Here is a 16,920-nt window from a genome sequence, read left to right on the forward strand (position 1 = left end):
AGACCCATGCGATTCTTTACTTCTAGAAAACCGGCCCTTCTGAATTTTTCTCTGCTGCTGATTTTTCTTGCGGCATGGCTCACCTCCTACATGCTGCCTGCCCTCAAGGGCCTCCTCCAGGAAGACGACCTTTTTTACGGGACGGTCTCGCACGCCGCCATTCCGAGCGTCTTCGGCGGGAGCAACGTTCCCTTTTTCGACAAGACCATTTTCCAGATTAACGGAGACGAACAAGCCAACTTTATCCTGTACGCCTCCAGGGAAATGCTCGACGACATGGCAGACTGGTACAGCTTTGCGGCCTACAACGCAGGGGATGTTCCTCTCGAAATTTCCGCTTCGCGTATCGATGAGCACACATTCGTCGTACACAGCATCGCCTCGACAGACGGAGAACTGGACTTCGACACACTCGTAATAGACTACCAGGTCTACTATGCCTTTATCGGATGCTCCATCATACTAGCGATGACTTTGGTGGCACTCCTCCTGTTTATCCTGTGGATCGTGAAAAAGAGACGGTAATTCTGAATTCGGATTTCAGAATTCAGAATTCGGATTTCGGATTTTAAAATTAATGAAATGAAAAGTCTTCTAGTTATTCTTTTTTTCGCAGCATTGGCCATTGCTCAAGCGCCGACCGAGACCTTGTTCGTCAATCAAAGAAACCCTCTCGAAAACGCCTCATTCATGTTTTCGGCCGGGAACAAATCACCCGACATGCCTGTCGGAGTGTGGCGGATTGCAGGCAACAAGACAACTGACGGAACGGTCGTTTGGTTTCACGGTGGCATGACCAGCAACAACTGTCGGAAAGGACTCGTGGCAGGAGGCGACATCGCCAAGATGCTCCCGACCTACACCGTTGTCAGCGCCTCGGCCTGCAAGCAAAACCACTGGGTAGAGCCCACCACCATTCAACGTGTTGACGACGCTCTTGACAGTCTCTCCAAACGCCACAAGAAAGACATTTCCGAAATCTCGCTCATCGGTATTTCAGACGGTTCACTTGGCGTAATCGCCTATTCCATGTGGGGCAAGCGAAAAATCAGGAACCGCATTCTGATGAGTTCCTACGGCGAGGCTCTCGGACCGGCAACCCAAGTCGCCGCGCAAGCGCCCCTCAAAAACGGACGCTGGAGATTTATCCAAGGCGGTTCCGACCGCCTGTACCCCTCCGAAAAGACTCTCCCCTGGATACAGGAATTCTGCCAGAACGTAGGAACCGCCTGCGACCTCAAGTTCGATCCGCAAGGCGAGCACGACTGGAGCTACTGGCAAAAGAAGCACAAAGAATGGATTTTAGAGTTTTTTTCTAATTAACCCTTGACAAAATCGGGAAATTTTTCAAAATTTGGCTTACCCACGCGGATGTGGTGGAACTGGTAGACACGCTAGATTCAGGTTCTAGTGCCTGCAAGGGCATGAAGGTTCAAGTCCTTTCATCCGCACTGAAAAACCGTCGAAGCGATTCGGCGGTTTTTTATTTTCTCCCACAGTCCACCGCCCACTTCCCACTGCCTACTGTCTACTTCCCGCTTCCTACTGCCTACTATTTACTACATTCGCATTTATGGAAAACTTCGAAGACTTTTTCACCAAGGCATTTGAGACGACGACACTCAAGGGAGAGCGTGTCACCCTCAAGGGCGTACGCGAAAACGGCAGCGGCCCGGCAGCGGCGGAAAACATCTTCGCGACCATCGAAAATTCCCGCGACTTTTTAGCGGAACACCTCCCCTGGATTCCCGAGACCGACATATTCGACCTCAAGAAACGTATCCGTTCGTGGGTCTTGAACGAACGATTCGGCCAGGGCGGTTGCTGGCTGATTTTCAAGAACACGCCGAACAGCCCCGAAGGGGAATTCGCGGGCGCTATCATGATGGAAATCAACCTGCGGAACCACTCCGCCACGTTGAGCTACTGGCTCGCCAAACCCTTTACGGGGCAAGGACTTATGACCGAATCCGTCAAGCTGATCATCCGCTTTTCCTTCGAGCATCTCAAGCTCAACCGGCTGGAACTTCTCGTTTCGGTACACAACACCAAGAGTGCCGCCGTGGCCACCCGTTGCGGGTTCACTGAAGAAGGCGTAAACCGCGATTTTGAGCTGATAAACGGCAAATTCGTGGATCACCGGCGGTATTCTCTTCTCGCCCGCGATGTTTACTGATGGTTACCAAGGTAAACGAGAAAGTCAAAAAAATTTTTATTTTCAGCCAAGAACTCTTCTATTTTTTAAAGCATGGATAATGGAGAAAATAAAAAGCTCGTAGAACCGGATATTCTGCAGTATACCAACTACAGGGTATTCCTGCGCGATTACTACGAATACAAGAAGAAGACTTCGACCGCTTTCAGCCTGCGTTTTTTTGCCGAAAAGGCAGGGCTTTCGAGCCACGCCCACTTAAAGCTTGCCATCGACGGCAAGCGCAACATTACCAAGAACACTGTCACCAAACTGATTCACGGCCTGGGACTTGAAAACCAGCGTGCCGCCTATTTCGAAAGCCTCGTATTCTTCAACCAGGCGCAAACCGACGCCGACAAGCAAATTTATTACGCACAGCTCATCAAGGCTAGCCCCCGCTCCAAGCTCCACAAGATGGACAAGGCTCAGTTCCGCATATTCCAGGAATGGCACCATTCCGCCATTCTCGAAATGGTAGGACTCAAGGACTTCAGGCCTATTCCTGACCAGATTTCCAAAAAGCTCCGTGGGCTAGTCACTCCCGCCCAGGTCACCGAATCCCTAAACCTTTTGCTGGAACTGGGACTGTTGGTCAAGACCGCCAACGGATACCGTCAGCGCGACCCGCTGATTACGACCGACGACGAAGTGCAAGACCTGATGGTCAAGATGTACCATTTACAGATGCTCAAGCTCTCGGCCAATATGCTGACGGAGCTTCCGGGCCAAGAAAGGGACATTTCGGCGCTCACTTTTGGAATTAAGCGCTCAGATTTCCCCAATTTGAAAAAACACTTACAACTAATGCGAAAAGAACTACTAGATTTCTCTGCAAAAGCAGGAGAAGCAGAAGATGTTGTTCAAATCAACATCCAGCTCTTCCCTTTGACCCGAGGAGTGTGATGAAATTCTTTTTGCCCATAGCCACGATTGCCGCCTACGCCATTACGGTCGTTTCCTTGACCGTATCATTTGTCGCATGTTCCAACGACAAGACCGTGGCGGGAATCGAAATCGGAAATCCGTCGATTGCCGACCTTGACACAACCGCAAGGGATACAGTCGTCAAGGATACCACTCCGAAGGACACTACACCAAAGGACACGACTCCGAAAGATACCGTCATCAAGAAGCTGCCCGCACTCCCCCTGACGGCAAACTTCTCTGTAGACTATTCCGACATCGGTCCTAAGCTGCTCACCAAGACGGCCTCCAACGACGAACCAATCTTGTTGGACAGCTTCTCCCTGGTACTGACCCAGGTGCGCTCCTTCTCGAGCTACTACATTAGTGTTTCTGTCGACCCGGTGCTCGGGCTCCAGCTTTGGCCGTACGAAGACACTCCTGATGACGAACTAGAAATTTCGTTCACCGAAGGTTCTTCCGTAGAAGATCCGTTCAAGGACATCGACCTGCAAGAAGAAGGATACCTCAAGGAAATGGGCGTCGGATTCCGTCTTAACGACATGACTTCCATTTGTGGTAAAATCCTGATCGACAGTTCCTATGTTCCGTTCGAATACAGCCTGTCCAACTTCCAGACACTGCTACTCCGCTACCACTACTCCCAAATCGAGATCAACGACGGGAAGGCGAACCTGTCCGTCATATTCAGGGTCAAGCAGTTCATAAAGGACGTTGACTTCTCTGGCGCCGAACTGGGACGCGACGGGATACTCTACATCAACTCCAATTTCAATCCCGAACTGTGGCAGAAACTTAACGAGAGATTCGTCACCAGTTTCCAGCCCTTGCGTTACGACTACACATCCGCTACCGGTGATTCGCTCTCCGAGTACGTCGTCGACATCTGGAACGGTATCGCCGCCAAGCAGGGCGAAAACACGATCATTAACGGGAACTTTGAATCGCCTTTCACCACGGACTGGATCCTGATGAACCAATTTGGAGGTAGTGCCGACACGAGCGTCATTATCGAAAACGGTTCCAAGGACCGCATCATGAAGGTGCAAGTCAACGAAGGCGGCAACCACTCTTACAGCGTGCAGTTGATTCAAGAAAACGTCGCCCTCATAAAGGGAATTCAGTACCAGTGCGTATTCACCATCTGGTCCAATATCGAAGGACAGATTACGGCACGCATCGGTTCCTATGCCACTTATGAAACCGTCGGTTTCCAGGGGCACGTCGATGTGCACACCACGGGACAGTCGGTTGGCATTACCTTCACTCCGGAAGTCAGCGATCCCTTCGCCCGTTTCGAGCTCAACCTCGGCGGCTCCGCACGTACATTCTGGATCAAGGACGTGCAGGTCATAAGGCTTTCGAAATAAATTCCAGAACTTAGTTGGTAGATTTTTCTAAGTTCAAATTTGCATCTCGCACATTAAATTCTACATTTGGGCCATTATGGCAACTATTCCTACTCGCAAAGACAATCTCGTTATTGAAAACATTCGCCCCCAGATCGAAGGTGGGCGTTTTATGCTCAAGCGCGAACCGGGCGACACCGTCACGCTTACCGCGGACATTTTCCGCCACAGCCACGAAAAGTATGACGCGGCGATTTTCTACCGCCACGATTCCAAAAAGAAATGGGAAAAGGCTCCCATGCACTTTGTCGATAACGACCAGTGGGAAGGATCCTTCACGGTCAACAACATCGGCTACTATGAATACAAGATTTGCGCCTGGACCGTGGAACCCAAGGACGAGCCGACCGAAAGCCCCGTGATGAAACTCCGCGTGGACCCGTCTTACGCCCGCATCGGTACTTGGTACGAAATGTGGCCGAAGAGCCAGGGCACCGACCCCACCAAGAGTGCCACCTGGAAGGATTGCGAAAAGCAGCTCGACTACATCGCAGGCCTCGGCTTCGATACCGTTTACCTGGTGCCCATTCACCCGATCGGTGTCACCAACCGCAAGGGCGCGAACAACGCCTTGCACGCCAAGGTCGACAAGAAGGGCAAACCGCTTGAACCTGGTTGCCCGTACGCCGTAGGTAACAAGAACGGCGGCCACTACGACGTGGACCCCGAACTTGGAAGCATGAAGGATTTCGAACACTTCGCCAAGGCCGCCCGCAAGAAGGGGCTTCGCCTCGCTCTCGATATCGCGCTCAACTGCAGCCCCGATCACCCGTATGTGAAATCGCACCCGGAATGGTTCTACCACGAACCGGATGGCAGCATCAAGTTCGCCGAAAACCCGCCCAAGAAGTACGAAGACATTTACCCCTTCGACTACTACAACAAGAACTACAAGGCCCTGTGGAAAGAAATCGAAAACATTATCTTGTTCTGGGCCGACAAGGGCGTCGAAATTTTCCGTATCGATAACCCGCACACCAAGCCTTTCCCGTTCTGGGAATGGCTGATTGCTGACGTCAAGGAAAAGCGTCCGGAACTGGTGTTCCTCGCCGAAGCGTTCACGCGCCCGAAGATGATGCACCGCCTTGCAAAGTCGGGCTTCGACATGAGCTACACCTACTTCGCCTGGCGCTCTGCCAAGTGGGAATTCGAGCAGTACCTCAAGGAACTCACGCAGTCCGATGCCAAGGAATACATGCGCGGCATCTTCTTCCCGACGACTCCGGACATTTTCCCGAAGTACCTCGCCTACAAGGGCCCGAACGCCTTCAAGCAACGTTACTTCCTTGCCGGTACGCTTTCTAGCCTTACCGGTATGTACAACGGCTACGAGCTCTGCGAAAACATCCCGAGCCCCATCAAGGAAGAACTGCAGGACAGCGAAAAGTACCAGTACAAGGTGCACAACTGGTATGGTCCCGGCATCCAGGACTTCGTTCGCCGCGTAAACACCGCCCGTCAGGAACACGTCGCCCTGCAGGAATACGACAACCTCGACTTCCACTATTGCGCCAACGACCAGCTGATGGTTTACTCCAAAAAATCCGGCGAAGACGTGATCCTCTGCGTGTGCAACATGGATATGGACAACGCGCAGGAAGGCATGGTGGAACTCGACATGAGGAAGCTCGGCCTGAATGACGATTCCTTCTTCTTCTTGAAGGACCTGATTACCGACGAATCCTTCGTGTGGCGCGGCAACAAGAACTTTGTTCGCCTCGACCCTGCCAAGGCTCCCGGCCACCTGCTCGTGCTCAAGAAAATCTAGGCGACACTGGATCCTCCCCATTCGGGGACCATGCGCACTAAGGTTACAAAAGCATATAAGGCGAACGCCGCGACAGAATGTTTACATTCTGGCATGGTTGAGCCGAAATTGCGGACGCCAAAGGCGTCCACTAACCAAGTGCTGTCCGCCGTCGGTCTGACGACCTCCAGGATGACCGGTTTCTGCAATAGCAGCATAGGAGCCCAGCGGTTAGTCGACCTCCAGGATGACTGTTTAGGAGGATGTCATTCTGGAGCGAAGCGACGGAATCCATAGACACATTTGTACAAAAGACTGTTTTCACGGCAGTCTTTTTTATTTATATTGAAAGTATGATCGACATTTATTCGCTTGCTAAAAATCCGCTGGTTTTCCAGAAACAACGCACCATCACCTCGGCCTACATCGATGTCTCAGGCAAGATGGGCCTTGCGCAGACGGTACTCATGGTGCAGGACAACTTCACCGAGAATTTCGGCACACTCAAGATGGACAACTTCTGCGTCAACGAAAAAGGCGGCTATTGGGCCATCACCAAAGCGAAGTTTAAATTTTTCCAACGCCCCTATTGGCGCGACAAGGTGGTGACCACATCGTTCCCCGCCGACAGCGCTCCCATCCGCACTTACGAAAATACTGCCGTCACGACAGTCGAAGGGGAACCCATCATTCTCGCCGTACAAGAAGCCTGCTGCCTCAACTTGGAAACACATCGCCCCATGAAGCTTTCTGCGGTGGACTTTCCTGCAGAAGGTTCCCCTGAACCCTTTATGGACAACAAGTTCTCGAAGTTCCCCGTAGAGCCCGAGGAATATCAGGAAGTGTACCGCCAGAAGGTGCTGCCGCAGCATATCGACATGTCGCACCACATGAACAACATCGAATACGTAAAGCTTGGTCTGAATGTGTTCAGCGCCGCCGACCTGGAACTATGCATTCCTTCGATGTTGGAATTGCACTTTATGGGAGAAACCCGCGAAGGCCAAGAAGTCAAGATTTTCCGCGCCGACAAGATGGGTGCGACCTATATGAAAATCGAAGACGATTCGGGACGCCAAGTCTTCGAGATGAAAGTCAAGATGAAGTAACGCCTCGGATATTATCCGAGATGCTTGATGCTCGCGCGTTTCAGGCGGTCATTCAAGGCCATGCCCACGCCCACATTCGGAATCGGGTCCACAAGAATCAAGTCATACTTGGGGTCATCCAGATCGTGCATATAGGCGTACAGCTTTGCCGTCGCTTCGAGCATATTGCCACTTTCGGACAAATTCAACGTTGCGGGAATAGGGCCTTCGCAGTCGCCAAAAGCGATACGCACGGTACGTTCCGGCAACTGACAACCTTCGGGAAGCGCTCCGTAGAAAAGTGGAACCTGCGGGCGGTAGTGCGTGTCGCACTGCCCCGGTGCGGCCATCGCTTGCCCCGGCTTCGAAGTAGATTCTTTCACCTTCACGTCGCCGATGACTTTCGCAATCATTTCGGGCGTTACGGCTCCCGGACGGAGCACCGTCGGCTCGCCCACTAAAGAGACAATCGTGCTTTCGACACCCACGTTGCAGGGACCGCCATCTACAATGCCAGCAAGGCCTCGGTCGGCCAGCTGCGCCGCCACGTGTTCGGCAGTTGTCGGGCTCACGTGCTTGAACAGGTTCGCACTCGGGGCTGCTAGCGGCACGCCAGCCTTCCAGATAATTTCCTGGGCCACTGGATGCGACGGGAACCTCACCGCAACAGACGGAAGTCCGCTCGTACACAAATCCGGTATGCATTCCTTCTTGGGAAGAATCATTGTCATCGGGCCCGGCCAATAAGCCTTCGCCAATGCGTACGCCGCATCGGGAATGTTTTCGGCGATATCGGCCAACTGCGAAATTTCGCAGATGTGAACAATCAGCGGGTCGAACGTCGGTCGTTCCTTAATCGCAAAAATCTGAGCCAGCGCAGATGGCAAATACGCGTTTCCCGCAAGTCCGTAAACGGTCTCGGTCGGAATCGCGACCACCTGTCCATCGTGAAGCAGGCGCGCGGCATCGTCAATACTTGTCCAAGGAGGAAATTGCATTTTCAATTCAGAATTCGGATTTCAGAGTTAAAAATAGAAAATTTTGTTGTTCGCATAAAAAAAGAGAACAGCACATCGCTATCCTCTTTTTAATTATGATTTCACACTCAATAATAATTCCGAATTCAGAAATCCGGATCCAGAACTATTACGCTTCTGCCGGAGCTTCCGGAGCAGCACCTTCCTGGGCGGCACCTTCAGGCTGATCCTTGCGACCGAAGGCAAACACCTTGTCGCAGGCCGTATTGAAGCGTTTCCAGGTTTTCTCGGATTGTTCACGAGGCACGGCCCCCACTTCCTTCCACAGGCGACGCAGATGTTTCACCTTGTTCATCGAGGCGGCCACCGTCTGTTCGTTCAGATCGATCAGCAGGTCTTCGGCCTGTTCACAGAGCAACAGCTTTTTCTGCAGGTTGTTCTGGCGAGCCTGTTCCTGAATGTCGAGCTGGTCACGGCGACGGGTAAAGAAGTCATCGCAAGCTTCGCGGAACTGCTTGTAAAGATCCATATCCTCGAGGCCGCAGAATCCGAGTTCGCGCCATTCCTTCTGGAGTTCGCGAACGGCATCGGCCAACTGGTTGCTGCCAGCGCTTTCGGCAAACTGACGCACCTTGTCGATCATTGCGGTCTTCTTTTCCTTGATGACATCGAGTCCTTGCGCCAAGGTAGAATCCACATGGGCAAGACGGTCGAGAATCTTATTGTAGACGGAGTTGTAACGGTTGCTGATTTCTTCGATGGCATCCTTCGGAACCATGCCGACAGCCTTCCATTCTTCTTCCACGGCCTTGAGTTCGTCAAGCGTTCCCTGGGCAGCGGCTTCCATCGCCTCGAGCTTTTCGCACAAGGCTTTCTTCGCTTCAAGATTCTTCGACTTTGCAGCATCCATTTCTTCGAAATGGGCTCGCTTCTTTTCAAAGAAGCTATCGCATGCGGTACGGAAACGGGTCCAGATTTCATCGGACTTGCTCTTGGGCACAGGACCGACAGACTTCCAGGAATCCTGCAACTGCTTTAACTTGTTCGAAGTCGCATTCCAGTCGCTCGATTCCTTGAGCGCTTCGGCTTCCATGCAGAGAGCTACCTTCTTCTCGTAGTTGGCTTCGCGAGATTCGTCTTCCTGCTTCAGGTTTTCCTTATGCTGGGCGTAGAACGCAGCCGTCGCGGCCTTGAAGCGTTCGGTAAGCGCAGCCACATTTTCCTTAGGCACCATGCCGATATTCTTCCAGTTTTCCTGGATTTCCTGCATCGCCTTGTACTTGTCCTTCCAGAACATTTCTGCATTTTGAACAAGTTCTTCAATCTTTGCGCACAGGGCTTCCTTGTCGGCCAAGTTCTTCACGCGTTCCGCATTCATTTCTTCGATAAAGGCGGCGCAGTTTTCCTTGATCTTTTCGTAGTTGCTCTGGAAGTGATCGCGATATTCCTGCAGCTTGGCAGCAGAAATGGGTCCAATTTCCTTCCAGCGGTTCGTAATTTCCTTCAGCTTCTGAAGAACGGTCTGGCTACCGGCTTCCTTGGTCAGGGCATCCATTTCGAGGAGCAGATCGTCGCGGTCCTTTTCATTGTGCCAATTTTCCCACTGCTGCATTTCCTGGAAACGGGCCGTCGCGGCCTTGTATTCCTGCCACAGGTCGTGGTACTTGAACTTGTTTTCGCCGACGATTTCCTTCCACTGCAAGAAGCATTCACGAACCTTCTTGTTCAGTTCGCGGAAGTCTTCGTTTTCGTCAAAGGACTTGACCTTTTCGATAATTGCCTTCAGCTTTTCGGAGTTTTCTTCAAAACGCTTCTGTGCATCGTCGTTATAGGCGGAAATCTTGATCGAGAGCTTGTTGCGCAGCGCATTGTATTCCTGCAACATCGGGTCTTCGCCTTCCAGCAGCGGAAGCTTTTCCCATTCGCGGACAATGGCGTGCAAATGCTTGTGGGTCATGTCGTTGACATCTGTATCGGCAAGAGCCTTAAGGCGTTCCAGCAGTTCCGGTCGAACCGATTCGTCGGTGCCTTCAGGGACTTCTTCGACAATTTCTTTCGCCTTGTTGATTTCCTGGACCTTGAAGAAAGCATTGTTATAACGCTTGACCAAGGCAGCATCCATCAGGGACTTGCCTTCGGCCCAATCGGCAAGGATAGCCTCGATACGTTCTGCGTTTTCGGATGCCTTGCCTCCAGCAACCAAGCCTTCAAGTTCTTCGAGGCTTGCCGTGAGGGCAGCAATCTTCGCTTGCTTTTCGGCTTCGGCCTTTTCGGCGGCGATGCGGGCAGCATCAGCTTCGTCGCAGAATTTCTTGAAGCTTTCATACACTTCATCAATTGTTGCCTGCAAATCCCCCATACCGAGGTTGCGGGCTTCTCCCATCAGATCTTCGAACTGAGCCTTCACGGCGAGGGGTTCCTTCTGGGCAGCGAGATAATGTGCCTGCTTTACCAGGGCTTCACGCTTGCTCGCCAGGAGTTCAGCAGCCTTCTTGCCGTTATCTTCGGCATCGCGCTTTGCACGGAGCTTTTCAGAAATGGTCTTACGAACTTCGGACTGCCTTGAATTCTTCGCAATATCCTGCAAAAGCGATTCGGATTCCACCTTGGCCGCCGCAGCGAGAGCGATACGGGCGCTGGCATCACGATTGGCGACATTGGCAAGGATAGACTGCTTTTCGCAAAGCTTCACCAGCTCGCTACGGACAGTTTCAGAGGTGTTCACACCCTTCAGCAATTCTTCGGCGTAATGAGTATCCTTGAGGTCCTTCAAATAAGAAAGGTCTTCGGCGCTCGGTTCGGCACCGGACTTCAACTTCTTGACAACCTCTTCCTGATAACGGGTCTTTGCAGTACGCTTCACGTCTTCGTCGGAATCTTCCTTCGAAATTTTCAACAACGAAGAAATGATATTCAACTTCTTTACGGCCGCGGTCCTGACAGAAGCATCGGAATCGGAACTGGCAATACGGTCCAGGATATCCTGGTTGTCCAAGCCCAATTCAGCGACTGCTTCAAGGCGCTTGGCGGGGTTGGAATTCTGCCACTTCGGTTTAAAGGCGTCAAATAAGCTCATAGAGATCTCCAATAGTATGGCAAGCCTGCTTAAGGTTTGCATACTATAATCTAACAAAAAAAGTTTTTTCAAACAAAAAAAATTGGAATTTATGCGCATTTTGCGGTATTAACTATCTTTTAGCCCGTGACAAAGCGAATTCCCAAACTCAGCGCCCCCGAGGAAGTGCACCAGAAGCTCAAATCCGCAACTCTGACGGATTTCTGCGAGGTATACATTCCCATGGCCCCCGATGTCTATACCTACGGAGTTCCCGCAGGGGTCAACCTTGTGCGCGGAGATGTCGTTTGGGTTCAGTTCGCCACCCGTAAAAAGCCGGCCCTCGCCGTGGTCGCACGCGTCCACCAGGACCGCCCCAAGTTTGATGTGCGCCCCGCTTACCCGCACCAGTCGGGCTACCGCTTTAGCGAACGTTATATGGAATCGCTCGAATGGACGGCACGGTATTACATTAGCACACCCATGAAGGCGCTGTTCGTCTTCTGGCCCAGCGACTTCGAGAAGTACTTAGATGCTTTGGCATTTACAAAGGGGGAAGCCTCCCCCTCGCGTGAGCCCCAAGGGTCTCCCGCTACCCCCTCTGCAGGGGACACCCCTACAACGACCCCGAATGCACAAAGCATGTCATTGCGAGCCGAAGGCGAAGCAATCTCTAGCCAAACCGCCCGTACCCCCACATTAACTTCAGAACAAACTAACGCATTCAATACGCTTTGCGAAGAACTGGATAAAGACGGATTCCGGGGCGTATTACTCCATGGTGTCACCGGATCGGGCAAGACCCGCGTTTACCAGGAGCTTGCCCGCGAAGCATTGAAGCGACACAAGAAAGTCTTGATCCTCGTGCCCGAAATCGGACTCACGCCGCAAACGCTCAAGCGTTTTGAAGATTTTCTGCAAGTCCCGATTGTGGTATTGCACTCGGCGCTTTCTGCACCCAAGAAACGCGAAGGCTACGTCTCAATTTTGAAGGGCGACACGCAGGTGGTTCTCGGCACCCGCAGCGCGATTCTTGCCCCGTTCGATTTCGACCTCGTGATTCTCGACGAAGAACACGATTCCTCTTTTAAGCAACAGGATCCGGCGCCGCGTTACCACACCCGCGAAATGGCATTCCATTTAGCGTACAAGTACGGCGCCCTCGTGGTACTCGGGAGTGCCACACCGAGCCTCGAAACATTCTATAATGCAAAGGCGAATAACTTAAAGACGGTTACACTCAAGGAACGCGCCACGCAGGCGCCGCTCCCGAAGGTGCAAATTGTCGACATGGGCAAGATGCGCCAGCAAAAGGGCATCCTCTTGTCGCCCGCACTCCGCGAAGCATTGACCGATTGCATCGAGCGCGGGGACCAGGCGATTATCCTCATGAACCGCCGCGGTTTTTCGAAGATGCGCGTGTGTACCGAATGCGGCGAGACGCTTTACTGCAAGCATTGCCACATTCCGCTGGTATACCATAAGCAATACCGCTCACTTATGTGCCACTACTGCGCCGCCCTTTACCCGGTGAACACACCGTGTAGCGCCTGCGGCGCCGAAACTTACGAGTTCGTGGGCGGCGCCATCGAGATGCTCGAAGAAGAAATCGCCGAGTGGATTCCGAATGCGAAAGTGATTCGCATGGACCGCGACACCACGCAGAACGTGGGCGCCAGCGAAAAGATTCTTGACGCGTTCCGCAATCGCGAATACAATATTCTAATCGGAACACAAATGGTCGCCAAGGGCCACGACTTTCCTGGCGTGCAATTAGTCGGGGTCGTTGGCGCCGATAGCGGACTCGGCATTCCCGATTTCCGTTCTACAGAAAGACTTTTCCAACTGCTCAGCCAGACTGCAGGGCGCGCGGGTCGTGCAGGGGGAGAAGGCCAAGTGCTGATTCAGACTCTCAAGCCTTCAGAACCGGTGATGCAGTTTGCCGTGAACCACGACTTCATCGGATTTGCCAACAAGGAAATGGAAGACCGGCGCGCCGCCTTCTACCCGCCCTTCTGCAAGCTCGTAGAAATCAGCTGCGGCAGCCGCGACGAAGATCTACTGCGGCACACCGTCGAGCGTCTTGAAACCCTCTTACGCACCGACAAGAAGCTCATGGTGCTCGGCCCTGTGGACGCCTTCGTGCCTGTCGTGCAAAATGTCCACTGGGCAAAACTCTACATCAAGACACAAGACCTCGCCCCCGTCCGCAAGATTCTGCATCCCATTATCAACGGCGCCAAGCCCTGGGTGCAAAACGTAGAGATTAAAGTGGAAATTGAATAACAATCTTCCCTGTGCAACTAAAAGGGAGATGCCCGCCTGCGCGGGCATGACAGAGACGCTTTTACAGCGGGAACTTCGGATAATTTTCGCGCACGTACTTGCTAGGGAATGCGTTAAAATGCCACCATTCGCTGCCGAGCGGGACCCAGCCCGCCCCGCGCATAATCTTGCGGAGCTTGTTGCGGTTGTCCACTTGTTCCTGCGTAAGCCGTCCACTCTTTAAGGCTTCCGCTTCGCCGACTTCGCCCGCGCAGCGTTCAAAAGAATCAAAGTCCGTGCCCATGTCAAGCAAGTTGCCATCGGCATCGGTAATGCCCAAATCTAGCGCCAAGCCAAAGTTATGCATGCCTCCTTTACCCGGCGAAGAAACATAGGCCGAATAAGGGGTTCCACGCACGGTCCTTCGCAAAGCCTCCTGCGCATACAGCGGGCGTGACGCATCGAAAATCACAAGCATAGAGCCAGGCATATCACGCTGCATAATTTTGATCGCCTTGCGGAGTTTTGCAGCAGCATCCTTATGCACAAAGGCGCGCTGCACGCCACAATACAAGTCATGCCCTGTCACATTTTCAAAGGTGGCGTATCGCAAGTCCATGCGCACGCCCTTCAGGCGCGTAATTTCGACCATGTTGGAATCTGCCGTCGCAAATTCAATCCACTTCTTGACAGAACTGCAATAACGCAAGGGCTTATCGGGCTTCGGTGGAACAAACAGGGAATCCGTCTCATGAGCAAAAACGGATATGCAAGCCACGCAGACCGTTAAAAAAAACATCTTAATGGATCGCTTCGTCACTTCGTTCCTCGCGATGACGTGCATTTACATTTTCGAAATAATTCCGAACTCCGAATAACCCTAGATTCCCAGCTGCACTTCGACGCCGAATTGCACGTAGAGGCCCATTCCCTTCGCCATGAACGGCACCAGGTCATAGCCATCGGTAGATTCATCGTTGTTATCTCGGGTCACCCAGGAGCGTTCGCGGGCGTTTTCACTCCCCAAGAACTTAAGTGCCGACACATCGAGGTTCGCGAAGATATTGTCCACTTCGATATAGAATCGGGCACTCCTGAAGAAATACTTGCTGCTCGTCAAGTCCAGGTTCACACGCGCATCGGTGCGGAACATATCCGTAAATTCGTTGTAATCCTTGAGGCGTCGCGTACCATTAGTATGGCTCTTGACATCGGACGGAGTAATTTCATAGTAATACAACGGACGGTGCAGTGCCGCATGGTGCGTAATGATGACCGATACAATCGAGTCCTTGCGCGGATAGTAGCGGAAATGCGAAAGGATGTCCAGACGGGAATTCGCTTCCCACGGGAGAGACTTGCCACCATCTAATTCGTATTCACCGTAAACCGTGCTCACGTTCGTCGCCATCGAGAAATGGTGCGAAGTCTTGAATTCAAGCGTACCCGAAGCGCCCGCCACCCAAGCAAAATCAATCGGAGTCACATCGTCATACTGCGCATACGCCTTGGGCATCGGCAAAAGCGGATCAGGGTAGTAGCGGCCAAAGCCCGAACCCTGCGCCACCAAGTACTTGGAATTATAGCCCAGGCCCAGCTTGCCGGACACACCCGATTCCAAGCGCCCCGTAAGGTCGCCATCTTCGTAATAAGGTTTCCAGTCGCTACGGTAGGCCGCATTCGCAAAGAGCCTCCAGTAGGCGGTATCAATCTTCGAAAGGTTCTGTTCAAAGTCCAACGAAGCCGTCGGCGCCGCCTCGTGTTCGCCGGCATCGGCAATGGCGCCGACAGAAAGAATTTCCTGCGAGAAGTCACTCCGCCAGTTCATGCGGGCAGCCCCCGAAAGCACTCCCGTCTGGAAGTCGTCGGACTGCGTATCACCAAAATCAGGATATTCTCGTTCGACAATATGGTGCTCGTAAAGCAGGGCGCCACTCAATTTGGAGCCCAGGATCGACCCCTTGAAATTCCGGTCGAGTCCACCACTCAAAGTCGTATGAGTCTGTTCGTAGGCATCGATAAAGGTCGCCGATTCCTTCGTATTCGCCGTTTTGCGGAAACCCGTCGTATCGCGGAGCGTATCACCCAGAACTTCACGCACGAAGCCGGCATGAGCAGACGTTCCAAAGCGGGAATTATATTCGGCGCCCATGACCAGGTACTGCTGCATTCCCTCGATAATGTCGATCGAGTTCACCTGGTCGTAGGCAGTAGAAGTGTCCTGATGGATGCTGTATTCATCGGAGCTGTACAAGGTACGAAGCGCCCAGGTATTTCCGCTGCTGTCGGAACCGTTAAACTGCGCATAGATGTCGTATGCCGTGAGATCAAACGGATCCGAAGATTTCACGTTGCAGTTCTCGACGCAATCACCATCACGCTTGCGGAACTCGGTAAAGAACTTTTCGCCCAAGTTCTTGAGCATTTCCTCGTCAAGCCTACGGAAAGAGAAACGGAAGCTATCCCAGAAAAGCCACGGCGCATCAACCACCACTTCTTGAAGCGTAATGCCCGCCGTGCCGCGGAGTCCCCAATCGCCCTTGGTCTGTTCAGGAATATACTGTACCGAAGTCGCGAGCCCCTGGCCGATCGGTCCTTCACCGTAATTGTCATGGATTTCGATGGCGCTCAGGATATGCGGATTGATAACCGACAAATTGCCCGGGAAGCCCACATCTAAGTGGCGCATGTTCGGAATACGGAGTCTGCCCAAATGGTATGCCACGTCGCCCGCGCGAGAACCTTCGTAATAAAGAGCGCTGCTGAAATCTTTCTGACCAGAGATACCTGGCATCTGGCTCAAGTGTTCCGTCACGTCAAAGCGCATACCGGCAGCATCTTCCAGCTTATCCAGGTTCACTTTACGTTCAAAGTTCCACTGCACTTTGTCGCCACCACCGCCAATCACGGTACTCGTCCCCAGGTTGCGGACATCGGTGGTCGTCTGCATCGTGACCACCATGTCAAAGAGGTCTGCAAAATCTTGCAGTTCCACTTGCACGCTGTCGAAGCCGTCCTTCTTAAAAATGAGGATTGCATTCTTGGAATCCACCGTCAGTTCGAAGCGACCGTCAGAATCCGTCTCACCCAATTTTTTTCCGGAGACATAAGTGATGGTTGCATCCTTAACCGGCAAATCGGTTTCGGATTCCAGAACGACACCCACAATCAAGGTCGGGGTCGCAGCAAACAGGAACGTCGCCAAAAGCAGGACTGAAACGAGCAGGGAGCGTAATCTCATGATTCTTAAAATAGCAAATT

At 52.5% G+C, this 16,920-nt stretch carries 12 protein-coding genes and 1 tRNA gene; 9 read left to right on the forward strand and 4 right to left on the reverse strand.

The genetic code is table 11. The annotated features are described in order from the left end of the window. Positions 1–6 precede the first annotated feature (6 nt). The 8 genes from BUA93_RS04795 (at position 7) to BUA93_RS04835 (ending at position 7,383) form a co-directional block, all read left to right on the forward strand. The gene (locus BUA93_RS04795; protein ID WP_072977865.1) at positions 7–525 is read left to right on the forward strand and encodes a hypothetical protein; all 519 of its coding nucleotides are present in this window, start codon (positions 7–9) and stop codon (positions 523–525) included. Positions 526–720: 195 nt separating this feature from the next. Next, a complete protein-coding gene (locus tag BUA93_RS04800; protein ID WP_139257779.1) occupies positions 721–1,323 on the forward strand; it encodes an alpha/beta hydrolase in 603 nt (200 codons plus the stop codon). Between the two features lie 44 nt (positions 1,324–1,367). Next, a tRNA-Leu gene (locus BUA93_RS04805) sits at positions 1,368–1,451 on the forward strand. A 122-nt stretch (positions 1,452–1,573) separates the two neighbouring features. Next, complete coding sequence (locus BUA93_RS04810) at positions 1,574–2,176, forward strand: GNAT family N-acetyltransferase (protein WP_072977868.1); 603 nt, start codon at positions 1,574–1,576, stop codon at positions 2,174–2,176. Positions 2,177–2,248: 72 nt separating this feature from the next. After that, positions 2,249–3,097 (forward strand): TIGR02147 family protein, encoded by an 849-nt coding sequence (locus BUA93_RS04815; protein ID WP_072977870.1) that lies wholly within the window; start codon positions 2,249–2,251, stop codon positions 3,095–3,097. Beyond that, a complete protein-coding gene (locus BUA93_RS04820; RefSeq protein WP_072977871.1) occupies positions 3,097–4,488 on the forward strand; it encodes a carbohydrate binding domain-containing protein in 1,392 nt (463 codons plus the stop codon). The genes BUA93_RS04815 and BUA93_RS04820 overlap by 1 nt, the downstream gene beginning before the upstream one ends. Positions 4,489–4,564: 76 nt before the next feature. Next, positions 4,565–6,295 carry a maltotransferase domain-containing protein gene (locus tag BUA93_RS04825; protein WP_072977873.1) on the forward strand — a complete coding sequence of 577 codons (1,731 nt, stop codon included), beginning with the start codon at positions 4,565–4,567 and terminating at the stop codon, positions 6,293–6,295. 332 nt (positions 6,296–6,627) lie between these two features. After that, entirely contained in the window at positions 6,628–7,383 is a 756-nt protein-coding gene (locus BUA93_RS04835) for an acyl-[acyl-carrier-protein] thioesterase (RefSeq protein WP_072977877.1), read from the forward strand. A gap of 11 nt (positions 7,384–7,394) precedes the next feature. On the opposite strand, the gene BUA93_RS04840 is transcribed toward BUA93_RS04835, so the two are convergent. Continuing rightward, positions 7,395–8,360, reverse strand: a complete 966-nt coding sequence (locus tag BUA93_RS04840) for an L-threonylcarbamoyladenylate synthase (RefSeq protein ID WP_072977879.1) — start codon at positions 8,358–8,360, stop codon at positions 7,395–7,397. Between the two features lie 148 nt (positions 8,361–8,508). Beyond that, positions 8,509–11,415 carry a DUF349 domain-containing protein gene (locus BUA93_RS04845; RefSeq protein ID WP_072978132.1) on the reverse strand — a complete coding sequence of 969 codons (2,907 nt, stop codon included), beginning with the start codon at positions 11,413–11,415 and terminating at the stop codon, positions 8,509–8,511. A gap of 126 nt (positions 11,416–11,541) precedes the next feature. Between BUA93_RS04845 and priA the strand changes: the two genes are divergently transcribed. Next, positions 11,542–13,680, forward strand: coding sequence for a replication restart helicase PriA (gene priA / locus BUA93_RS04850; protein ID WP_072977881.1), 2,139 nt, complete (start codon positions 11,542–11,544; stop codon positions 13,678–13,680). 61 nt (positions 13,681–13,741) lie between these two features. On the opposite strand, the gene BUA93_RS04855 is transcribed toward priA, so the two are convergent. Next, a complete protein-coding gene (locus BUA93_RS04855) occupies positions 13,742–14,458 on the reverse strand; it encodes a M15 family metallopeptidase (protein ID WP_139257801.1) in 717 nt (238 codons plus the stop codon). Positions 14,459–14,539: 81 nt separating this feature from the next. Continuing rightward, positions 14,540–16,900 (reverse strand): peptidase associated/transthyretin-like domain-containing protein, encoded by a 2,361-nt coding sequence (locus BUA93_RS04860; protein ID WP_072977891.1) that lies wholly within the window; start codon positions 16,898–16,900, stop codon positions 14,540–14,542. Positions 16,901–16,920: the final 20 nt, after the last annotated feature.

It is taken from the genome of Fibrobacter sp. UWH4 (genome assembly GCF_900142475.1).
GTDB lineage: Bacteria > Fibrobacterota > Fibrobacteria > Fibrobacterales > Fibrobacteraceae > Fibrobacter.